We start from the raw sequence: 22,040 nt of genomic DNA on the forward strand, positions 1-22,040 counted from the left end.
GCCGCCGCCGCTCCGGCCGGTGGCGACCCCACCGGCGGCATGGACTTCTGATCCAGCCGGCTGGTTAGTCGACAGCGAGACCCGTGGGCCCGGACACCGTGTGGTGTCCGGGCCCTCGGCCGTTCGTGGGACCTGTCCTCAACCCGCGCCGAGCAGGATGAACGGGCGGCGCAGAGGGTCGGTCGCGGTCGCCTCGGCCAGGGCGCGGGCCGGCGTGATGCCGGAGGCGAGGCGCCGGTGGTAGTCGGTCATGGCCTCGGCCAGGTCCGAGCTGAGCGTGGAGAGCAGCCGGTGGTAGTCGGTCATGGTGCGGGCTGCGGAGCGGTGGCCGACGCGGTTGACCGCGGCGACGACGGTGCGTGAGCCGCTGGCGAGCATGGCGCCGGCGAAGCCGAGGGGTTCGTCGCCGGGGCGGATGTGGGACAGGGCGAGCTCGCAGGCGGCGAGCACGATGTGCTCGGGTGGGCGGTGCAGTCGGGCGACCTCGTGGGCGAGCAGGCCGCCGTCGACCAGCTCGAGTCGGGAGAACATGGCGTTGTTGGGTTCGTGGGTGCCGTGGGCGGCGATGTGGACGAGCTTGGCGCCGTCCATGGCCGCCAGCACCGCGCCGGTGGTGGCGCGTTCGCCCTCGAGGATGATCGCGTCGGGGTAGACCGTGCGCAGGTGCTCCAGCTCGGAGACCGACTCGGGCAGGTCGGGCCCGCAGACCAGGACCACCTTGCCGCCGGTGCGGTGGGTGTCGGCGGCGCTGATCCAGGCGGTGGCCGAGGGCGCGACCGAGACCGCGCGGCCGCGCAGGGCCGGGAGCGACTCCCAGGGCACCGAGTACAGCCCGCCGAAGGGCACGATCACCAGCTCGCGGCCCTCGATCAGCTCCTGGGGGATGCCGTTCGGGCCGAACAGGTACTCGTCGAGCTTCATGATCCGGTTCGCCGCGGACCGGGAGACGGCGTTGACCAGCGGTTCGATCAGGTCGTCCGGGGCCAGCGCGTCCAGGTCGGCATGCAGCTGCCTGGCCACCTCGAGCACCCTCTCCTGCGACCCGAGCCGGAACAGGTGGGTCCGCCCGCCGCTGACCACGACCGCGGCCAGCTCGTCGCCCGGCCCGGCGAAGCTGATCATGGCCCGGTCGTCGAGGCGGGCCACGACCTCGTCCGGCGGGCAGACCGGCCGCGGCTTGCCCCAGTGGCTGGTGTGCCAGCCCAGCCGGCTCACCTCCCGCTGCAGGACCGTCGAGCGGCGTTCCAGGTGGGCCGTGGGTCGGCGTTCCAGTCGCGCCTGCTGCATAGTGCGCAGCACCGTGCGCAGCTCGGCGACCGCGTCCGCGAGCTCCGGGTCCTCGATCGCCGGCTGTGGCTCGTAGCGGTAGACCTGGGCCCGGGTCTTCTCCTGCCAGCTGAGCACGCGACGCGCGTCGGCCTCGGTCCTGGCGTCGGCGAGCACGACGTTCACCGCGAGGCGGGCCAGCTCCAGGCCGTGCACGGCGGTGCCGCACACCAGGTCCAGCCCACCCATCCGGTCCCGCGCGGTGCCGAGCTCGTCCAGCCCTGCCTTCGCCTGGGCCAGCGCGCGGCGGGTCTGCCCCCGTGCCAGCGCCACCTCCGCCCGGCACAGCCGCAGCAGCATCTTGTGGTCGATCGGGCTCAGCTTGCGCGGGGGTGGTACCCGCTCCAGGAAGGCCTCCGCGGTGTCGATCTCGCCGCGGCGCAGCGCCAGCCGCACCGCCAACATCCGCGCCATAGCCGACTCGTCGGGCAGCCCGACCTCGGCCAGCCGTTCGGCGAGCTGCTCGGCCTTGGCGTAGGAGGACCTGCGCGGCCGGCCGTTGAGCGCCAGGTCGACCTCCGCGCGCATTCTGGTCAGCGCGGCGACCTCGGCCCAGGCTTCGTTGCCGCGCTTGAGGAACCGGCGGTGGGCCGACCCGGCGAGCTGGCGGGCGAGCTCCCGGTCGTCCTGCAGCAACGCCACCGCGGCCCGCGCCACCTCCGCCTCGGCCAGGTCCTGACCGTTGCGGTGCTCCCGCAGGACGGGCAACGCCTCGTCGAGGTGACGGGCCGCGTCGTCCAGGACGCCCGCCGACAGCAGCGCCCGGGCCTGGTCGATCTGGGTGCGCGGCACCAGCGCCGGCGCGATCAGCCGGAAGGACTGCTCGGCCTGCTCGTGGTGGACCAACGCACCCGGGATGTCCCCGACCAGCTGCGCGATCTCGCCCAGGTTGCCCAGGGCCTTGCCCTGGATCGTCGGCAGGTCGTGCTCGACCGCCAGCTCCAGACAGCGCTTCTGGTCCCGCTCCGCCGGCCCCGGCCTCCCCAGCTCGGCGTAGCCGAACCCGCGGTTCATGTACGCGACAGCGAGCAGCTCCGGATTCCCCGCCGGCGTCCCCTCCGCCTCCTCGAGCAACGGGATCGCCCGGTCGAACAACGCCAACGCATCGACCGTCCGCCGGGCACGCAACAGGATCACCCCGTGCTGGTGGTCCACCAACCCCTGCAACGCCGACCGCAACGGCCCCTCCGGCAGACCCGCCACGAGGTCGCTCGCCGTGCCCAGGTGCATCAGCCCGTCGGCCACGGACCCGGTCTCGGCCTCGCAGAACGCCAACGTCGCCAGCACCCGGGCTCGGATGGCGGCGACGTCGGGGTGGCCGGAGGTGACCGGCAGCGAGCGGAGCGCCAGCCGAAGGAGCTTGATCGCCTCCGGCGAGCGCCCCGCCTGCGCCTCGTCGACCGCCTTCTTGCGCAGCGCACCGGCGGCCTCGATGCTCTCCTCGAGAGCGGCCGCGCGCCTCGCGGCCTCCGGAGTGGATTCCGGAGTCACGGCGGAGGAACGGCGCGAACGGGACACGGTACTAATGTCAGCACATCATGCCGCTCGCGCCCTACCCGCCTCGGTGTATTGCACCTAGTTCTTCGCGGTGACCGGCTCGGCCTCGGAGTCGCCCTCGGGGGCACTCCCCGTGCCGACGTGGCCATCGGGGATGCTGCCGGTGCCGACGTGCCCGTTGGGCGTGCTGCCGGTGCCGCCTTCGGGTGCGCTGCCGGTTCCGACGTGCCCGTTCGGGGTGCTGCCGGTGCCGCCCTCGGGGATGCTGCCGGTACCGACGTGGCCCTCGGGGATGCTGCCCGTTCCAACGTGTCCGTTCGGGGTGGCGCCGGTGCCGCCCTCGGGTGCGCTGCCCGTCCCCACGTGTCCGTCCGGTGTGCTGCCCGCACCACCCTCGGGTGCGCTCCCGGTGCCCACGTGGCCCTCGGGTGCGCTACCCGTGCCCACATGGCCGTCGTCGCCACCCGGGGGCGGGACCTCTGGGTCGAAGGTGGGCTTGGTGATCGAGTCAGTCATGACTACTCCCCTCAGCAGAACTGGGCAACTCACCTACACAAGAGGCGGGCGCTCACAGTGAGATACAAACTATCTGCCGAATGGGTCGTAGAAGACTCCGATCGGATTACAAATCCACGGTAGGAGTCACCACGGTCCGTGACTGCTCCGCATTCATGCGCACCAGGAGCTGGGTCGTTCCGCGCGGCACCTCGGTCAGCACGAATCGCCCGCCCTCATCGGCTGTGGTCGCCGTCGAGCCGTGGTCGGCCACGCGGACCTCGACGCCGTGCGCCCCGGCCGGCACGAGCCAGCCGTCGATGCGTTGGCGCTCCCCCGTCCGGGTTACGTTGACCATGACGGTCAGGTCGCCCACGAAGAACGTGATGGTTCCCGGCAGTCCCCCGCGCACCCCGGCCAGCATGTTCGTGTTCGCCCACTGCGCGACCTCGATCTCGATGTCCTCGATCGAGTCGATCGCCACCGCGAACTGGGCTCGTTCCACCAGACCGGGCGGCATGGGGTCGAGTACGTTGACCAACCGAGCCACCTCGGACATCAGCTCGTCGTCAGACTGGTGCGTTCTCATGATCCACTGTCCCCGTGGTAAAGGGTGCGCAGCGTGTTCAGGCAGCGCCCTCTGGTTGGTCCGATACTGCCGTGTGGCATGTGCAGCGCCTCGGCGACCGCTCGGTACTCCGCGCGCCCGGCGAGCACCGTGAGGCGCAGCAGTTCCTGGCACCGTTGCGTCAGCTGGTGGAACGCCGCCCACAGCTGGCGGTCCCGCTCACCCCGGAGCACCTCGTGCTCGGGCGACGGATCGGTCGTCGGCAGTTGTTCGGTGATCTCGCTCGACAGCTCCACCTGCCCGGAGCCGCGTTGTTGCACCCGGCTGGCTTCCCGGCGCGTGGTGGTGATGAGCCACCCGGCCAGCGCCCGCGGTTCGGACAGGCGGTTGATGTGCCGCACCAGGGCGAGCCACACGGTCTGGACCACGTCCTCCGCGCTCGTGCGGTCCAGACCGCCGCTCCGCGCCACGTGCCACACGAGCGGCGAGAGCTCGGCCACGAGGACGTCGAAGGCGGAGCGGTCCCCGGCCTGCGCGGCGATCATGCATGCCGCGTGCCGGTCCCGTCCCTCCAGGCCCTCCCACGGTTTGACCATGCTTGCTGTCTGCACCTCGGTCACCGCTTCCCACCCCGCTTCGTGGGTTGATGTCGTGATGGCACCCAGTCCATCGTGCCAACCCCCGGCGCGTTCGTTGTCCTCATTGCCCTGCTGTCCTCCGATCGCTCGTCCGAGCGACCGCCAACGAGAGATCTTCTCATCCTTCAAGAGACGAGCTGACAGGTCCAGATACCGGCCATTCGGGTGGTTACCAGCGGGTATCAGGCAATCCTCGAGATCAACAGCAACAACGCCGCGAGACCAATGACGATACCCGCCAGTAGGGCGCCGCAGCCACCGAGGACGACGCGGCGCACCGAACGTGCCCTGGCCGCCACCACCCCGGCCGCCGCCGCGAACACCAGCACCACCCCGACGAACACCGCGCTCGCGCCGATCAGCGCGCCCGGCAGGCCCGGTCGCTCGGCGAGCGCGGGGCCGACCAGGAGCGCGGCGACGCAGAGCAGCACCGAGCCTCCCACCGCGAGCACCGCGGCCAGCGACACCAGCGCCCGGGCGGTGCCCACGCGAGAGACTTCCCTCGGCTGCTCGTCCACGCCGGCAGGCTACGTGGTCGGTGACAGCGCCCGACCGGCCGCGATGCCGCTCCGGGCGGGGCACACCATCTACCCTCGAGGCGTGGCGGACATGACGTGGGCGCCGGTCGGCTCGCCCGAGGAGCTCGCCGGCTCGCTGGACCGGGTCGGCTACCTGGCCGACGAGGGCGTCGCCACCGCGGCCTTCCTGGCGCTCCGGCTGGGCCGGCCGCTGTTCTGCGAGGGCGAGCCCGGTACCGGCAAGACCTCCCTCGCCGTCGCGTTGGCCACGGCGCTCGACGTCCCGATGATCAAGCTCCAGTGCCACGAGGGGATCGACTTCAGCCAGGCCCTCTACGACTGGGACTTCCCGCGCCAGCTGCTGCACCTGCGGGCGCTCGAAGCGGCGTCGGGAGCGGCACTGGACGCGGACGTCGCCGAGCGCTCGCTGTACACGCGGCGTTTCCTGCTTGCCCGGCCGCTGCTTCGGGCCCTGGAGGAGGCCCCGTGCGTGCTCCTGGTCGACGAGGTCGACCGGGCGGACGACGAGTTCGAGGCGTTCCTGCTCGAGGTCCTTGGCGAGAACGCGGTCACCGTGCCTGAGCTCGGTGAGGTTCGGGCCGAGGTGCCGCCGCTGGTCGTGCTGACCTCGAACCGGACCAGGGAGGTGCACGACGCGCTCAAGCGGCGGTGCCTGTACCACTGGCTCGAGCACCCGGGTCTCGACCGCGAGGTGGCGATCCTCCGCCGCCGGCTGCCGGAGCTGTCCCAGCGCCTGGCCGAGCAGGTGGCCGGCGCGGTGCGCCGCCTCCGTGCGGTCGAGTTGCTCAAGCCGCCCGGTGTGGCCGAGTCGATCGACTGGGCCGAGGCGCTGGCGGCGCTGGGCAGGACCGAGCTGGACGCGGCCGCCGCCGCGGCGACCCTCGGCGCGGTGCTGAAGTACCGGGAGGACGCCCAGCGCGTCGTCGCCGGGCTGGACACGATCCTCGCCGGCTGAGCACCGCGAAAAATCGTTCGCCCCGCCCCGGGGCCGCGGCGCATAGTTGTCCCGACGCGCGTCAACCAAGGAGGACCAGGATGAACACCGCTGCCTGGGGGAGTTCGCGGTAGTTCGGTGGTCCTCACCGGTGGTGCCGCCGCGATGTCCGGGCCGGTCGCGGTGCCCGCTCGCGGCGGCACCACTCGGTTCTCCCGCCTTGTCCGGCGGGTTCCCCTTCGAGCCACTTTCGCCCTCCCGCGCCCGGCCCCGCTACCTGGCCCTGGTCGCTGTGGGAGGCCCGCCTGGCGCCGGCCGTGATCCGGCCGGCGCCAGGGTTGGCCGGACCGCGGCCCCCCGTCTCGCCGGAATGGTGACGGCACGGTCGGTGCGATGAGATGGTAGGACAACTTGTCGAATCTGGAACAGTGTTCGCTTGCGATTTGGTGATTGCGGATTAATCGCGTGCGGAGATGGCCAGAGTATGGCCGTTTGTCAGTTCTCCAGCCAGGTCCGGGCGTCCTGTCGGAGGAATTAGCTGCTCCGCTATGGTCTCATCGCCAGGCGTTGAGCAGGGTAACTTTTCAGTCCGAACTTGATCCGATCGGGGAATTCGCGTGGATCCGTTCAGCCAGAACGAGACCAGCCGTGGGCGGCGCCCGAGATCCCGGTATGCGTCCGTGGGTGACAAGCGCGCGGACCGCTTAACCGCCGGCCGTCGATCCGGTCCGCCGGGCGCCGCGGGCGCCGGTGTGCCGTGCGACCCGCCCTCGGTTGGGCGGGCATGAGCGGGGAGGTGCTGCTCGAGGAGGACATCACCGGTTGGTCTGCCCGGTTCGCCGTGCGCGTCCGGGCCGCGGTCGACCTGTCCGCGTCCGACCGTGCCTCCGACCGTGCTTCCGACGGGCCGCTGGACGATCAGGCCGGCGGCGCGCTGGAGCAGCGGGTGCGACGGGCCTACCGCGACGACGTCGAGTACCTCCGTCGTCTGTCCACTGTGGAAAACGCCGCGTTCGAGGTGCGGTGGCTCGCCGTGCCGGGCAGGCCGATCACGTTGACCCTGCTCGGCCGCGTGGACCGCCAGGACCGGGCCCGGGCGAGGGCGGACGCGGTCGAGGCGCTCGAGCAGCTGGCCGAGGTGCCCGCGCACGTCGTGGCCGAGCCGCTGCGGACCCGGCTCGCCGTCGAGCGGGCGTTCACCCCGTTCCGGGTGGCGCCAACCGGGCTGGCCGAGGTGCGCAAGCCCTGCCTGATCGGCCGTCCCCGGCGCGCGGACGCGCCGATGCGGGTCTACCTCGCCGTACCGCGGCTGCGCCCGGTGTCCAGCGCCTGGCCCGGAGTGCTCGAGCTGCTCGCCGCGGCCGGCCAGCCCGCGATGCTCTCGGTCGGCCTGGTGCCCACGGCCGTCGCGCCGACCTTCGGCCAGTTCCTCTCGCTGGTCGCCGACCAGTACGCGGCGCTCGGGCGGCCGGGCAGGTCCGGTGGAACCGTTGCCCGCTACGGGATGCCGGACCGGATCGACGGCGACCCGTTCGCCGCCGAGGCGGAGCGGTTCTACCGGGACGCCGCGCAGCGCTACCGCGGCACCGTGCTCCGGACGAGGATCACGCTGGCGACGCTCGGCCCGCTCGACGAGTGCCTCGCCCACGGTGTTGCCGAGCGCATCGGTCGCGGTATCGCCCAACAGGTCCCGGGCAAGTCCTGCGTCGTCGAGCGTCCGGTCTCACCGCGGGACCAGGGTGTCGCCCTGGCCAGCCTGCGCGCTCTCGGCGTACCCCGGTGGGGTGGGCACGAGGTCTGGCGCGCCGAGGGCGTCCCACAGGCGCTGCGGGAGCTGTGTGAGCTGGCCGACCCGGAGGAGGCCGCCGCCGCTGCCTGGTTGCCGGCCGCGGCCACCGGCCGGCTCCCCGGTGGGTTCCCCACGCTCGGGCCACCCGGTGCGGACGGCGACGGCGCCGATCCCGGTGTACGGCACCTGAACTCCCGCTGACGGTCGCGCACCGCGACCGCGTAGTTCCTCCCTGTGTGTCAGGTGACGCAGAGCAGTTCCCCTCCCCGTGTGAGGCTCGAATAGTCGAGGCGCTTCGGGAAAGAAGGGGGGAGGAACGATGCAGGCATACTGCTCCGTCTCCTTCGCACTCAAACTTGCCGCGTTCTGCCTGCTTGTCGGGGTAGTCGTCGGAGCGTGGCTGAGTGCGGCCGTGTGGAGTGGCAGCGCGGCCGGCTCCGAGCCTTCCCGAGCGCCGTTGACCCAGGTGGCCGACGTGCTGCCGGGGCCACGGGAATGAGGAACAACGAACGAAGGGCGCGGACATGGAGTCACACGAGATGAGGTAGGGCCAGTCGTCGACGACTGGGGGTGAGGTGGGCCGGCCGGAAAGCCATTCCGGCGCGGCCCACCTGTTTTGTGGTCAGGGGTTTCTCAGGCGCGCCATTGCACGCCGTACGCGAATCCCTGGCGCGGCCCGGGGAAAACCTCGTGGATCTCCCCGGCGGAGTTCGCGACGAGCAGTTCGCCCGACGGCTGGCCGTCGTCGATGACCCGGATCGGGCTGTCGGTCACCCGCCACAGCGTGCGCGGCACGCGGCTCGGCTCGAAGCGCAGCCGGAGCTCGAACAGGTCGCAGCGGCGGTGCGGTACGAACAGGTAGTGCGGTCGCACGGGTTGGCCCGGCGGCACCCGCAGGCGCATCGCGTAGTCGTGGCTCTGCCCGTGGGCCAGGGTGAGCGGCAGCTCGACGGTGAAGCGGAAGTGGCTCTCCGACGGGCGCTCGCGGCGGACCAGCCGACCGCCGTAGAGCATGGTGACCGCCAGGTCGTGGATCGGGCGGCGGTCGGCGGGGTGGCGCGGCAGGCTGAACTCGGTGTCCAGCTCGGCGATCCCGTCCCGGGCTGCGACGACCGTGCGTGACTCGGTGACCTCGGGGGACTGGCCGTCCAACCGGACCAGCGCGGAGAACTGCCGGACGTACCAGCCCTCGCCGTCGGCGCCGCGCGCCGTTGGCAGGCCGGCGGCGATCTCGGCCAGCCGCGCGCAGGCCGCCTCGGTCCGCCGGCGCGCGGTGCGGTCGTTCTTCGCCAGCCGCTGCGACAGCCAGGACAGCCGCTCGCCGAGCCGCGGCTGGCTGGCGTCCGGGTGCAGGGCGAACGCGGCGAGTGCGGCCAGCCGCAGGTCCGGCGGCAGCCGCTCGGCGAGGTCGGTCAGCGTGGCGGTCAGCCGGTCCCGCACGGTGCTCGGCGGGTCCTCCGGGCCGATCCCGCACAGTCGCCGCAGCGCCGGGCCGGCGCGGTCGACGATGTTGGTCGCCTGCACCCCGCGGCCCTTGCGCAGGTGCTTGAGCTCGTCGGCGAGCGTCGCGTGGTCGTCAAGCATCGCTTTCCGTGCCTGAGGCGAACGGGATCCGAAGAGTAACAATACGAGTGTGCCGTCCACTGACTCCGCCGACCCGCTGCCAGGTCTGGTCGGGTTCGCCTCGGCACTGCGCGAGGCCGGGTTGGCCTGCGACGCGCACCGGGTGCAGGCCTACCTGCGTGCGGTGGACGAGCTCGACCCCGCGCGGCCGAACCAGCTGTACTGGGCCGGTCGCCTGACGTTGTGCTCGGAGCCGGACGACCTCCCGCGCTACGACGACGCGTTCGCCGCCTGGTTCTCCGCCGCGCCGCCAACCCGGCGGCGGCCGCCCGCCCGGACGGTGCCGAGGCGCACCAGCACGGCCGCGTTGACCGAGGTACCCAGCGCCGGCGGGCGGACCGACCGGGAGACCGAGGAGCTCCGGGTGGCCGCCGCGGGGGAGGAGGTGCTGCGCCACCGCGACATCGCCGCGCTCACCACCGCCGAACGCGAGCACCTCCGCTCGCTGCTCGCGGCGCTGCGGCTCGACCCGCCGCTGCGCGTGTCCATGCGGCTGCACCCGTCCAGGGCCGGCCGGCTGGACCCGGCCCGGGTGCTGCGAGGGATGCGGGCGACCGGCGGCGAGCCCGTCCGGTTGGCCTACCGGGACCGGAGCCGCCGCCCACGCCGGCTCGTGCTACTGGTGGACGTGTCCGGGTCGATGAGCCCGTACGCGGACGCGCTGCTGCGGTTCGCGCACGCGGTGACCAGGGCCGCGCCGGCCAGTACCGAGGTGTTCACCGTCGGCACCCGGCTGACCCGGCTGACCAGGCAGCTGCGGGCCCGGGACCCGGAGGAGGCGCTGCGCGCGGCCGCCCGCGCGGTGCCCGACTTCGCCGGCGGCACCCGGTTGGGCGAGGTGCTGCGGGTGTTCCTGGACCGCTGGGGGCAGCGAGGGCTGGCCAGGCGTGCGGTGGTCGTGCTGTTCTCCGACGGGTGGGAACGGGGTGACGCGTCGCTGCTGGGTTCGGAGCTGGCCAGGCTGCGCCGGCTGGCGCACGCGGTGCTCTGGGTCAACCCGCACGCCGGCCGGGACGGGTACGCACCGGTCCAGGCCGGGATCGCCGCCGCGCTGCCACACCTGGACCGGTTGCTGGCCGGACATAGTCTGGCGACGTTGCGGGAGTTGCTGACGGAGGTGCGCCGTGCGTGACGTGCTGGACGAACTCGTGGGCCGGTACTCGGCAGGGGAGGCGGTGGCCCTGGGCACCGTCGTGGCGACGTTCTCCTCGGCGCCGCGCGCGCCGGGGGCGGCGATGCTGGTCGCCGCGGACGGCACCGTGGCGGGCAGCGTGTCCGGCGGGTGTGTCGAGGGAGCGGTCTACGAGCAGGGCCGCGAGGTGCTCGACACCGGTACCCCGGTGCTCCGGCGCTTCGGCGTGAGCGACGACGACGCGTTCGCGGTCGGCCTGACCTGCGGCGGGATCATCGACATCTTCATCGAGCGGGTCAGCGCGGCCGACTTCCCGGAGTTCGCCGACCTGGCGAAGTCCATCCAGACCGGGGAGCCGGTGGCGCTGGCGACCGTGGTCGACCATCCCGAGCCGGAGCGGGTGGGCCGGCGCCTCGTCGTCTGGCCGGACCGCGTGCTGGGCGATCTCGGGACGGCCAGGATCAACGCGGCGGTGGCCGACGACGCCCGCGGCGTGCTGGCCACCGGTCGGACCGGGACCCTGCACTACGGCGTCGAGGGGGAGCGGCGAGGTGAGGGCCTGTCGGTGTTCGTGAGCTCGTTCGAGCCGCCGCCGCGGCTGCTGGTGTTCGGCGCGATCGACTTCGCCGCGGCCATGGCGAGGCTCGGGGCGTTCCTCGGGTACCAGGTCACGGTCTGCGACGCGCGCGCGGTGTTCGCCACCGCGAGCCGGTTCCCCGAGGCGGACGAGGTGGTGGTGGACTGGCCGCACCGCTACTTGGCGGCGGAGGTGGCGGCGGGCCGGGTGGACCGGCGCACGGTCGTCGCCGTGCTCACCCACGACCCGAAGTTCGACGTACCGGTGCTCGAGGTCGCGCTGCGCTCGGAGGCAGGCTACGTCGGGGCGATGGGGTCCCGGCGCACCCACGACGACCGGATGGCCCGCCTGCGGGAGGCCGGCCTGTCCGAGGACGAGCTGGCCCGGCTGGCTTCACCGATCGGTCTGGACCTCGGTGCCCGCACCCCGGAGGAGACCGCCGTGTCGATCGCGGCCGAGATCATCTCGCTGCGCTGGGGCGGTGCGGGCACCCGGCTGAGCGAGGCCAGCGGCCGTATCCACCGCGAGTCCTGACCGGCCGTCCTCAGAGCGGCTGCGCCGGCGCGGTCCCGGCGGACGTGCGGGAGGTGCGGGCGTGGCGCATGCCCTCCACGGTCAGCACGACCAGCCCCAGCCACACGATGGCGAAGCCGAGCCACCGCTCCGGCGGCATGGCCTCGTGGAACACCAGCACCCCGAACGCGAACTGGAGCACCGGCGCCAGGTACTGGAGCAGCCCGATCATCGACAACGGGATCCGCACCACCGCCCCGCCGAAGGCCAACAGCGGCAGGGTGGACACCACGCCCCCGGCCATCAGCAGCAACGCGTGGCCGACCCCCAGTGAGAAGTAGGTGCCGCTGCCCGAGATCTCGAGGTAGGAGATGTAGGCAAGGGCCGGGAGGAAGCTCAGCCCGGCCTCGATGCCGACCGACTCCACCGCGGGGACGTCGGCGAGCTTCTTGACCAGGCTGTAGATCGAGAAGCTGAACGCGAGCAGCAGCGCGAGCCAGGGCACCTCGCCGTACCCGATCGCGAGCACCACGACCGCCACCACGCCGAGCGCCACGGCGACCCACTGCCAGGCCCGTAGCCGCTCGCCCAGCAGCAGGACGCCGATCAGCACCGCGACCAGCGGCCCGGTGAAGTACCCGAGCGCGGTCTCCACGACCCGGCCGTGGTTCACGCCCCAGATGTAGCCACCCCAGTTGAGGGCGATCAGCACGGTCGCGAGCGACAACAGCCCGAGCCGGCGCCGGTTGGCCAGCACCTGCCGGACCGTGGAGAAGCCCGTGCCCCGACGCCGGCCGAGGAACCAGAGCACGCCGACCATCACGACCAGCGACCACACCATCCGGTGGGCGAGCGTCTCCACCGCTCCCGCCGACCCGAGCAGGGTCCAGAACAGCGGGAACACCCCCCACAGCCCGTAGGCGACGGCGCCGAGCAGCACTCCGCGCTGGTACTCGGGGTAGGGCTCGAGCCGTGGCTCTACGACTGTGGACACCGCACGATCGTACGCTTGCCTAACGATCGTCAGGGTGGAGGCGGCGCAGGATCACACCCCGTCGAAAGAGGTCCTCGACACAGCGACGTGGCCGCCCGTCGACGTCCCGATCAGGTCAGTCAGTTTCCGCAACCGAGGCCCTCCCGGCTTCGCCGCCGGTGTCCACTTTCCCGCCGCGGGTCTTGTCGCGCGGGCTTCGCGGGGGCAGGCTCACTAGCTGTGAGCCCGCTCACGCCAGTCCCGAACCGACCAGCCGGAGCCGTCTGTGTCGTATTTGGAGGCCCTATGCGCATCACCGTGACCGTTGACGGAACCACCTTCACCGACGACGTCGAACCCCGCCAGCTGCTCGTGCACTACCTGCGCGAACGGCTCGGCAAGGTCGGCACCGTCGTCGGCTGCGACACCAGCAACTGCGGAGCGTGCACCGTCCATCTCGACGGCCACAGCGTCAAGTCCTGTTCCGTCCTCGCCGTCCAGGCCGACGGGAGCGAGGTCACCACGATCGAAGGTCTCGCCCGGGACGGCCGGCTCCACCCGGTCCAGCAGGCGTTCCACGACAACCACGCCCTGCAGTGCGGGTTCTGTACGCCGGGCATGATCATGCAGTCGATCGACCTGCTCGCCGACAACCCGGACCCGGACGAACAGGCCGTTCGGGAAGGGCTGGAGGGCAACCTCTGCCGGTGCACCGGCTACCAGAACATCGTCCGGGCGGTCCGCGCCGCGGCGAGCACGATGAGCGGCGGTGCCGGACCCGAGGCCGAACAGGTCGCCCCGGCGAGCAACGTCGCGGGGGGCGGGGACCGATGACCGCGACCGTCGAGCCCGAGATCGGTCGGGCGAGGCTCCGCAAGGAGGACGCGCGGCTGATCGCCGGCCGCACCCGCTGGACCGACAACCTCACCCTGCCCGGCCTGCTCCACATGGCGATCCTGCGCAGCCCGATGGCGCATGCCAGGATCACCGCGATTGACGTCACCGTGGCCAGGAAGATGTCGGGCGTGCTCGCCGTGTTCACCGGGGCCGACCTCGCCGACGAGCAGGGCAGCCTGCCGTGCGCCTGGCCGATCACCGAGGACATGAAGTCGCCGTCGGCCCCCTCGGTCGCGGTGGACCGGGTCAACTTCGCCGGCGAGGCGGTGGCCGTCGTGGTCGCCCGCAGCGCCTACGAGGCTGCCGACGCGCTCGAGGCGATCGACGTCGACTACGACGAGCTGCCGGTGGTGCTCGACATGGAGGCCGCGGTGGCCGAGGGTGCCGACCTAGTGCACGAGGACCTGGGCACCAACACCAGCGCCACCTGGGTCTTCGACTCGGCCGAGGCCGGTACCGGCTCCGACGTCGAGCAGGCCATCGCCGAGGCCGAGGTGCTGATCGAGCGCACCTACCGGCAGCAGCGGCTGATCCCCGCCTTCATGGAGCCCCGCTCGGTCGTGGTCGACCCGACCGGCGAGCAGTTCACCATGTGGTCGGCGACCCAGGTTCCGCACATCCTGCGGGTGATGCTGGCGATGACGCTGTCCGTGCCCGAGCACAAGGTCCGGGTGATCGCCCCGGACGTCGGCGGCGGGTTCGGCGGCAAGCTCCAGGTCACGCCCGAGGAGGTGCTGACCTTCCTGGTCGCCCGTCGGATGGGCAAGGCGGTGAAGTACACCGAGACCCGCAGCGAGAGCATCCTGGCCGCCCACCACGGCCGCGACCAGCTCCAGAAGCTCACGCTGGCGGCCCGCCGGGACGGCACGGTCACCGGGCTCAAGGTCGAGCTGCTCGCCGACATGGGTGCCTACCTGCGTCTGGTCAGCCCCGGCGTGCCGATCCTGGGCGCGTTCATGTTCAATGCCATCTACAAGTTCCCGGCCTACCGGTTCGTGTGCACCAATGTGTTCACCAACAAGACCCCGACCGACGCCTACCGCGGCGCCGGCCGACCCGAGGCCACCTTCGCCATCGAGCGGCTGATGGACGAGCTGGCCGCCGAGCTCGGCGTCGACCCGATCGAGGTCCGCGAGCGGAACTGGATCAGGCACGAGGAGTTCCCGTTCACCACGGTCGCCGGGCTCACCTACGACTCCGGCAACTACGAGGCGGCCACGGCGAAGGCCAAGGAGCTGTTCGGCTACGACGCGCTGCGGGCCGAGCAGCGGGAGCGCCGAGAGCGCGGGGACAGCGTTCAGCTGGGCATCGGCACCTCCACGTTCACCGAGATGTGCGGCCTCGCTCCGTCCCGGGTGCTCGGCTCGCTGTCCTACGGGGCCGGCGGTTGGGAGCACGCGGCGATCCGCATGTTGCCTACCGGCAAGGTGGAGGTGGTCACCGGCTCCTCGCCGCACGGGCAGGGGCACGAGACGGCGTGGAGCCAGATCGTGGCCGACCAGCTCGGCGTGCCGTTCGAGGACGTCGAGGTGCTGCACGGTGACACCCAGTCCTCGCACAAGGGCATGGACACCTACGGCTCCAGGTCCCTCACCGTGGGTGCGATGGCCGTGGTGCGGGCGGCGGACAAGGTGAAGGCAAAGGCCGCCAAGGTGGCCGCGCACATGCTCGAGGCGAGCGAGGGCGACGTCGAGTTCGAGGCCGGCGCGTTCCGGGTCAGGGGTGCCGGCGCGACGGCGAAGTCGGTGAGCATCCAGGACGTCGCGCTTGCCGTGTTCGCCGCGCACGACCTGCCCGACGGCGTCGAGCCCAACCTCGACTCCGAGGCGACGTTCGACCCGGAGAACTTCTCCTACCCGCACGGGACCCACCTGTGCGCGGTCGAGGTCGACACCGAGACGGGCCGGGTCGACGTCCGCTCCTACGTCGCGGTGGACGACGTGGGGAAGGTGGTCAACCCGCTGATCGTCGAGGGCCAGGTGCACGGCGGCCTGGCCCAGGGCATCGCGCAGGCGCTGTTCGAGGAGGCCGTGCACGACGAGTCGGGCACGCTCCTGACCGGCACGTTCGCCGACTACCTGGTGCCCTCGGCGGCGGATCTGCCGACGTTCACCACGGACCGCACCGAGACCCCGGCCACGTCCAACGTGCTCGGGGTCAAGGGGGTCGGCGAGGCCGGCACGATCGCGTCCACCCCCGCGGTGGTGAACGCGGTCGTCGACGCGGTGCGCCACCTCGGCGTGTCCGACATCCAGATGCCGTGCACGCCGATGCGTGTCTGGCAGGCGATCCGCACCGGGCAGACCGACGCGGGCGGGCTCGGCAACGAGGCCGGCGGCGGGCTCGGCTCCATCGACTCCTCGGGAGGTGCGCGGTGATCCCAGCCGCTTTCGACTACGTCGCGCCGTCCAGTGTGGACGAGGTGGTGCGTGAGCTGGCGGCGGCCGGCGACGAGGCCAAGGTGATCGCCGGCGGGCAGAGCCTGCTGCCGGTGCTGCGGATGCGCCTCGCCGCCCCGGCGAAGCTGGTCGACCTCGGCCGGATCCCGGAGCTGCGCGGGGTCCGCGACGACGGCGACGCGATCGTCATCGGCGCCATGACGACCCACTACGAGGTGCAGCGGGACCCGCTCGTGCGCGAGCACGCCTCGCTGATCGCGCTGGCCACCGACACGGTCGCCGACCCGCAGGTCCGCCACCGCGGCACGTTCGGCGGCTCGCTCGCGCACGCCGATCCGGCCGGGGACCTGCTCGCCCCCGCGCTGGCGCTGGACGCCGAGCTGGTTCTGTCCGGTGTGGACGGGCGGCGAACGGTGCCGGCGGGTGAGTTCTTCACCGACATCTTCACCACCTCGATGCGCCAGGACGAGATCCTGTGCGAGGTGCGGGTGCCGAAGCGGACCGGCTGGAACGCCCACTACGAGAAGTTCAACCGGGTCGCCCAGGCGTGGTCGATCGTCGCCGTGGCGGCGGCGGTGCGCACCGAGGACGGCACGATCGCCGAGGCCAGGGTGGGTCTCACCAACATGGCGGCCACCCCGCTGCGCGCCACGGCCGTCGAGCAGGCGCTGGTCGGTCAGCCGGCCACGACCGAGGCGATCACCGCGGCCGCCCAGCACGCGGCGGAGGGCACCAGCCCCTCCGTCGACGGGAACGCCGACCTGGAGTTCCGCCAGCACCTCGCCCGGGTACTCACGTCTCGAGCGGTGTCAGCCGCGGTAGGCGCATAAAATGCACCCGCCGGGACGCCTCCGCCGGCACCAGCTCGGCGGAGGCGTCCGGCGGGGCTTTGTGAGGAGGACCCAGTGAAGCTCGAGCACTCGTTCAGCGTGCCGGCCGATCTCGACACGGTGTGGGCGGCGGTACTCGACCCGCGACGGGTGGCGCCGTGCATGCCCGGTGCCGCCCTCACCGAGGTGGACGGGGACGCCTTCCGGGGCACCGTGAAGGTCAAGGTCGGGCCGATCTCGCTGCAGTACAAGGGCTCGGGTGAGTTCCTCGAGAAGGACGAGGCGGCTCGGAAGGTCGTCATCAAGGCGGCGGGCAAGGACACCCGAGGCAACGGCACCGCCTCGGCCACGGTCACCGTGACGCTGCGGGAGGACGACGCCGGCACAACCGGCTCGGTGCACACCGACCTGTCGATCACCGGCAAGCCGGCGCAGTTCGGCCGCGGGCTCATCTCCGAGGTCGGTGGCAAGATCCTCAGCTCGTTCGCCACCTCCCTGGCCGCGGAGCTGGCTCCCGCGCCCGATCCACCGGTCGAGCCGCCGACGCTCACTGCCGTGCCGACGCCCGAAGCACCCGCCTCGGTCGTGGACGAGGCGGAACGTGCCGAGGCGGTGGAAATCGGTGCGAAGGCGGGAGAAGCGGCCGCGCGAGCCGGTGCGTCCGCAAAGAAGCCGGTCCTCACGGCGGTCGGCCCGGAACCGGGCTCCGAACCGATCGATCTGCTGTCCTACGCCGGTCCCTCGGTGCTCAAACGTGTTCTCCCAGTCCTCGCCGCGGTGATCGCGGTCGTGGCCGTGGTGACCAGACGGCGCGGAAAACGGTGAGCGCCACCCCTTGAACACCCAGTGCCACGCGGGGAGGATGTCGCGCGTGCGCGCGTCGATGGGCTTTGTGGGTGGGTTACTCCTCCTGGTCGCCGCCTGCGCGCCAGAACCGGCCGACGACGCGCCGGGGGAGGTGGTCGCGCCGTTCCGGTCGGAGACCGTGCTCCCCCCACCGACCTCGGCGCCTCCGCCGTCGTTCACCGTGCTCGCGACCGGGGACGTGCTGATCCACCCCGCGCTCACCGCGCAGGCGATCGAGGACGGCGGCGGCCGGCGGGACTTCACCAACCTGTTCGCCGGCGTCCGGCCGGCTGTGCAGACAGCGGATCTCGCGATCTGCCACCTCGAGGTGCCGCTCGCCGGTCCCAACGGGCCGTTCCAGGGCTTCCCGCTGTTCTACGCGCCGCCCGAGGTGGCCACCGCGCTCGCCAGGACCGGCTACGACACCTGCACCACGGCGTCCAACCACACCTTCGACCACGGCGCGGCCGGGGTGCGCAGCACCCTCGACGCGCTGGACCGCGCCGGCATCCGGCACACGGGCTCGGCCCGCACCCGGCAGGAGGCCCTGACCCCGTTGATCAGCGAGGCCAACGGGGTGAAGGTCGGCCAGGTGTCGTTCACCTTCGGCTTCAACCTGGGCACGAGGGAGCCGGAGCCCTGGATGTCCAACGAGCTGGACGTCAACGCCGTCCTCGCCGCCGCCAGGGCCACCAAACGGGCCGGCGCCGAGGTCGTGATCGCGAGCCTGCACTGGGGCGAGGAGCACCGGGCGGATCCGACACCCGAGCAGCGGAGCATCGCCGACCGGCTGCTCGCCGATCCCGCGGTCGACCTGGTGATCGGCCACCACGCCCATGTCGTACAGCCCTTCGAGAAGCTGCACGGCAAGTGGGTGGCCTACGGCCTCGGCAACCACGTCGCCCGGCACGAGCAGCCGCGCGGCACCACGGAGGAGGGTGTGATGGCCCGCTTCCGGTTCGTCAAGGAGGCCGACGGGTGGACCGCCCAGAGCGCCGAGTACCTGCCGACGCTCGTCGACCTCGGGCCGCCGATCCGCCTGAAGGACCTGTCCAGGAACATCGAGTTCGACCCGGCGCGCGCGGACGTGGCGATCGACCGCATCGACCAGGTGGTCCGGGCGCGTGCCGGCATCAATGAGGGCCTGACCCGCCCCGTCATCGGGTGACCGTGCGCTCGGTACCGTCAGCGTATGGACGGTGTGCGGGCGGTGGCCGGGTGGCCGGTGGAGAACGTGGCCGCGGCGGTGGTCGACGCGGACGGCTCGGTGCGAGCCGCCGAGGGACCCCTCGACCGGGAGTTCAAGCTGGCTTCGGTGACCAAGCTGCTCACCGCCTACGCCACGCTGGTCGCGGTCGAGGAGGGCGCCGTCGAGTGGGACCAGCCCGCCGGTCCCGAGGGTTCGACGGTGCGCCACCTGATCGCGCACACCTCCGGCCTGGCCTTCGACGAGCACAAGGTGTTCGCCCCGCCCGGCAACCGGCGGCTGTACTCCAACACGGGTTTCGAGGTGCTGGCCGACACCGTGCACGAGGCGACGGACATCCCCTTCTCCGAGTACCTCACCGAGGCCGTGCTCTCCCCGCTCGGAATGGGCTCCTCGCGGCTGGCCGGCACGGCCGGTGCCGGTGCCGTGTCCACATGTGACGACCTGGTGCGGTTCGCGGCCGAGCTCCAGCGGCCGACGCTGGTGTCCGAGCAGACGCTCGACGAGGCGACGACCGTGGCCTTCCCCGGTCTGGCCGGCGTGCTGCCCGGCTTCGGCTACCAGAAGGAGAACGACTGGGGGCTGGGCTTCGAGCTGCGCGACCACAAAAGTCCGCATTGGACCGGGAAGAACAGCTCGCCGAGGACGTTCGGCCACTTCGGTCAGTCCGGCACCTTCCTGTGGGTCGACCCGGACGCCGGCGTGGCGTGCGTCGTACTGACCGATCGGGCCTTCGGCCAGTGGGCCGTCGACGCCTGGCCCGAGTTCACCGACGGGGTGCTCGCCGACCTCCGAGCGGGCAGGATGGGCGCATGAACATGACCCGCGAGGAGTGGCTCGAGTTCGCCACGCACGGCACCCGCACCGGCAAGCTCGCCACGGTGCGCGCGAACGGGGCGCCCCACATCGCGCCGGTCTGGTTCCTGGTCGACACCACCGGGGACGCCGACCGCCTGGTGTTCACGACCGGAGCGGACACGGTCAAGGGCAAGGCGCTGCGCCGCGACCCTCGGTTCGCCCTCTGCGTGGACAGCGAGGACCCGCCCTACTCGTTCGTCACCTTCCAGGCCGAGGCCGAGCTCAGCGAGGACCTCGACCTCATGCTCGACTGGGCCACCCGCCTCGGCGCCCGCTACATGGGCGCCGACCAGGGCGAGCGCTTCGGCCGCCGCAACGCCGTCCCCGGCGAACTACTGGTCCTCGCCCCCATCACCAAGGTCGTCGCCATCGCCAACGTAGCCGACTGACCCCCGGCCAGGACCAACCCAGGACCAACCCAGTCAATCTTTGTGCGCAAGCCCCCACGCGATCAACAGCTACCTCAGGGGAACGTGACGCCACCCAGCCACACTCCACGTCGGCCCCTCACACCCAGCTCCGCAAGTTGACCAACACTTGAAATTCCGGGGAGGCGGCTCAGACCAGGAAATCTTCGGCGTCTCTGATGGTGTAGGCGTAGCCCTGTTCGGCCAGGAAGCGTTGGCGGTGGGCGGCGTAGTCGGTGTCCAGGGTGTCCCGCGAGACGACCGAGTAGAAGTGCGCCTGGCGCCCGTCCTCCTTCGGGCGCAGCAGCCGGCCCAGCCGTTGCGCCTCCTCCTGCCGCGAGCCGAACGTGCCGGACACCTGCACGGCGACCGTGGCCTCCGGCAGGTCGATCGAGAAGTTGGCCACTTTGGACACCACCAGCACGCGTAGCTTTCCCTGGCGGAACTCGTCGAACAGCCGTTCCCGCTCGGCGTTGCGGGTGGAGCCCTGGATCACCGGTGCGTCCAGCGCGGCTCCGAGCTCCTCGAGCTGGTCGAGGTAGGCGCCGATCACCAGGGTCGGCTCCTCCGGGTGTCGCTCCAGGATGCTGCGCACCACCGGGAGCTTCGTGTCCACGGTGGAGCAGAGCCGGTAGCGCTCCTCGGGCTCGGCCGTGGCGTAGGTCATCCGCTCGTTGTCGGTCAGGGTCACCCGCACCTCGACGCACTCGGCGGGCGCGATCCAGCCCTGTGCCTCGATGTCGCGCCAGGGCACGTCGTAGCGCTTGGGACCGATCAGCGAGAACACGTCGCCCTCGCGCCCGTCCTCGCGCACCAGGGTCGCGGTCAGCCCGAGGCGGCGACGGGACTGCAGGTCGGCGGTCATCCGGAACACCGGCGCCGGCAACAGGTGCACCTCGTCGTAGACGACCAGGCCCCAGTCGCGCGAGTCGAACAGGTCGAGGTGGCGGTACTCGCCCTTGGACCGGCGGGTCATCACCTGGTACGTGGCGATCGTGACCGGACGGATCTCCTTGCGCTCGCCCGAGTACTCGCCGATCTCGTCCTCGGTGAGCGAGGTCCTGGCGACCAGCTCCCGCTTCCACTGCCGTCCGGCCACGGTGTTGGTCACCAGGATCAGCGTCGTCGCCTTGGCGTGCGCCATCGCGGCGGCGCCGACCAGGGTCTTGCCGGCGCCGCAGGGCAGGACGACGACACCCGAACCGCCGGCCCAGAACGCCTCGGCGGCCCTGCGCTGGTAGTCGCGCAGCTGCCAGCCGTTCTCCTCGAGCTCTATCGAATGGTGCTCGCCGTCGACGTACCCCGCCAGGTCCTCGGCCGGCCAGCCGACCTTGAGCAGCACCTGCTTGAGCCGCCCGCGTTCGCTCGGGTGGACGACGACGGTGTCATCGTCGATCCGGGCTCCCAGCATCGGGGCGATCTTCTTGTGCCGCAGCACCTCCTCGAGCACGGCACGGTCGATCGTGGACATCGTGAGCCCGTGCGCCGGATGGTTCTGCAGCGTCAGCCGCCCGAAGCGGCCCATGGTGTCCACGATGTCGATCAGCAGCGGCTGCGGCACCGGGTAGCGCGAGAAGCGGGTCAGTGCGTCCACCACCTGCTCGGCGTCGTGACCGGCCGCCCTGGCGTTCCACAGCGCGAGCGGGGTGACCCGGTAGGTGTGCACGTGCTCGGGGGCGCGTTCCAGCTCGGCGAACGGGGCGATGGCGATCCGCGCATCGTCCGCGCTCGGGTGGTCGACCTCGAGCAGCAGCGTCTTGTCGGACTGCACGATCAGCGGACCCTCGGTCACCTCTGCCTGTCCCCTTCCCCACCTCGGCTCGACGTCGGACGCCGGAGCCCTCGCTCGCCGGCGGGCCGGCGGCGGCAGCAACCACCATACGTCCGGCGCCGCGGCCCCGGCCTGTCCGGGAGGTCGGCCGCTGACGCTGTGTCGGTAGCGGGTGCACTTTCGGTACATTGCTGCCCCGACCCGGACACGGAACCTCCTGG

General features: G+C 72.0%; 19 protein-coding genes. 11 read left to right on the forward strand and 8 right to left on the reverse strand.

All coding sequences use genetic code 11. From position 1 onward, the window contains the following. Positions 1-138: 138 nt before the first annotated feature. From BU204_RS09300 to BU204_RS38985, 5 genes are all read right to left on the reverse strand, one after another. The gene (locus BU204_RS09300) at positions 139-2,844 is read right to left on the reverse strand and encodes a CHAT domain-containing protein (protein WP_233159871.1); all 2,706 of its coding nucleotides are present in this window, start codon (positions 2,842-2,844) and stop codon (positions 139-141) included. 57 nt (positions 2,845-2,901) lie between these two features. Continuing rightward, positions 2,902-3,339: a hypothetical protein gene (locus BU204_RS41875; protein WP_075125197.1), complete on the reverse strand. Its 438-nt coding sequence runs from the start codon at positions 3,337-3,339 to the stop codon at positions 2,902-2,904. Positions 3,340-3,445: 106 nt separating this feature from the next. Then, complete coding sequence (locus tag BU204_RS09310; protein ID WP_075125198.1) at positions 3,446-3,907, reverse strand: hypothetical protein; 462 nt, start codon at positions 3,905-3,907, stop codon at positions 3,446-3,448. Further along, positions 3,904-4,506 (reverse strand): RNA polymerase sigma factor, encoded by a 603-nt coding sequence (locus BU204_RS09315; RefSeq protein WP_075125199.1) that lies wholly within the window; start codon positions 4,504-4,506, stop codon positions 3,904-3,906. Before BU204_RS09315 ends, BU204_RS09310 begins: the two co-directional genes overlap by 4 nt. 200 nt (positions 4,507-4,706) lie before the next feature. Continuing rightward, positions 4,707-5,042: a hypothetical protein gene (locus BU204_RS38985; protein ID WP_143229407.1), complete on the reverse strand. Its 336-nt coding sequence runs from the start codon at positions 5,040-5,042 to the stop codon at positions 4,707-4,709. A gap of 91 nt (positions 5,043-5,133) precedes the next feature. On the opposite strand from BU204_RS38985, the gene BU204_RS09325 reads away from it, so the two are divergent. Beyond that, positions 5,134-6,018 (forward strand): AAA family ATPase, encoded by an 885-nt coding sequence (locus tag BU204_RS09325; protein WP_075125335.1) that lies wholly within the window; start codon positions 5,134-5,136, stop codon positions 6,016-6,018. 763 nt (positions 6,019-6,781) lie between these two features. After that, complete coding sequence (locus tag BU204_RS09330) at positions 6,782-7,987, forward strand: hypothetical protein (protein WP_075125201.1); 1,206 nt, start codon at positions 6,782-6,784, stop codon at positions 7,985-7,987. Between the two features lie 432 nt (positions 7,988-8,419). Here the strand turns inward: BU204_RS09330 and BU204_RS09335 are convergent, their stop codons facing one another. After that, complete coding sequence (locus tag BU204_RS09335) at positions 8,420-9,370, reverse strand: hypothetical protein (protein WP_075125202.1); 951 nt, start codon at positions 9,368-9,370, stop codon at positions 8,420-8,422. Positions 9,371-9,419: 49 nt separating this feature from the next. Here BU204_RS09335 and BU204_RS09340 point away from each other — a divergent pair, with 49 nt between their 5' ends. Together BU204_RS09340 and BU204_RS09345 are read left to right on the forward strand one after the other, a co-directional pair. Beyond that, the gene (locus BU204_RS09340) at positions 9,420-10,541 is read left to right on the forward strand and encodes a vWA domain-containing protein (protein WP_075125203.1); all 1,122 of its coding nucleotides are present in this window, start codon (positions 9,420-9,422) and stop codon (positions 10,539-10,541) included. Next, the gene (locus BU204_RS09345; RefSeq protein ID WP_075125204.1) at positions 10,534-11,652 is read left to right on the forward strand and encodes an XdhC family protein; all 1,119 of its coding nucleotides are present in this window, start codon (positions 10,534-10,536) and stop codon (positions 11,650-11,652) included. The genes BU204_RS09340 and BU204_RS09345 overlap by 8 nt, the downstream gene beginning before the upstream one ends. Before the next feature lie 10 nt (positions 11,653-11,662). Here the strand turns inward: BU204_RS09345 and rarD are convergent, their stop codons facing one another. After that, complete coding sequence (gene rarD, locus BU204_RS09350; RefSeq protein ID WP_075125205.1) at positions 11,663-12,625, reverse strand: EamA family transporter RarD; 963 nt, start codon at positions 12,623-12,625, stop codon at positions 11,663-11,665. A gap of 285 nt (positions 12,626-12,910) precedes the next feature. On the opposite strand from rarD, the gene BU204_RS09355 reads away from it, so the two are divergent. The 7 genes from BU204_RS09355 (at position 12,911) to BU204_RS09385 (ending at position 20,030) form a co-directional block, all read left to right on the forward strand. Beyond that, positions 12,911-13,438 carry a (2Fe-2S)-binding protein gene (locus BU204_RS09355; protein ID WP_075125206.1) on the forward strand — a complete coding sequence of 176 codons (528 nt, stop codon included), beginning with the start codon at positions 12,911-12,913 and terminating at the stop codon, positions 13,436-13,438. Then, positions 13,435-15,879: a xanthine dehydrogenase family protein molybdopterin-binding subunit gene (locus BU204_RS09360; protein WP_075125207.1), complete on the forward strand. Its 2,445-nt coding sequence runs from the start codon at positions 13,435-13,437 to the stop codon at positions 15,877-15,879. Before BU204_RS09355 ends, BU204_RS09360 begins: the two co-directional genes overlap by 4 nt. Next, positions 15,876-16,730 (forward strand): FAD binding domain-containing protein, encoded by an 855-nt coding sequence (locus tag BU204_RS09365; protein ID WP_075125208.1) that lies wholly within the window; start codon positions 15,876-15,878, stop codon positions 16,728-16,730. The genes BU204_RS09360 and BU204_RS09365 overlap by 4 nt, the downstream gene beginning before the upstream one ends. A 75-nt stretch (positions 16,731-16,805) precedes the next feature. Beyond that, positions 16,806-17,555 (forward strand): SRPBCC family protein, encoded by a 750-nt coding sequence (locus BU204_RS09370; protein ID WP_075125209.1) that lies wholly within the window; start codon positions 16,806-16,808, stop codon positions 17,553-17,555. A gap of 37 nt (positions 17,556-17,592) precedes the next feature. Further along, on the forward strand, positions 17,593-18,744 hold the full coding sequence (locus tag BU204_RS09375; protein ID WP_075125210.1) for a CapA family protein: 1,152 nt from the start codon (positions 17,593-17,595) through the stop codon (positions 18,742-18,744). A gap of 24 nt (positions 18,745-18,768) precedes the next feature. Beyond that, the gene (locus BU204_RS09380; protein WP_075125211.1) at positions 18,769-19,599 is read left to right on the forward strand and encodes a serine hydrolase domain-containing protein; all 831 of its coding nucleotides are present in this window, start codon (positions 18,769-18,771) and stop codon (positions 19,597-19,599) included. Between the two features lie 2 nt (positions 19,600-19,601). After that, on the forward strand, positions 19,602-20,030 hold the full coding sequence (locus BU204_RS09385) for a PPOX class F420-dependent oxidoreductase (protein WP_075125336.1): 429 nt from the start codon (positions 19,602-19,604) through the stop codon (positions 20,028-20,030). Between the two features lie 169 nt (positions 20,031-20,199). Here the strand turns inward: BU204_RS09385 and BU204_RS09390 are convergent, their stop codons facing one another. Beyond that, complete coding sequence (locus tag BU204_RS09390; protein ID WP_075125212.1) at positions 20,200-21,840, reverse strand: DNA repair helicase XPB; 1,641 nt, start codon at positions 21,838-21,840, stop codon at positions 20,200-20,202. Positions 21,841-22,040 lie beyond the last annotated feature (200 nt).

Source organism: Actinophytocola xanthii (assembly GCF_001921205.1).
Classification (GTDB): Bacteria; Actinomycetota; Actinomycetes; order Mycobacteriales; family Pseudonocardiaceae; genus Actinophytocola; species Actinophytocola xanthii.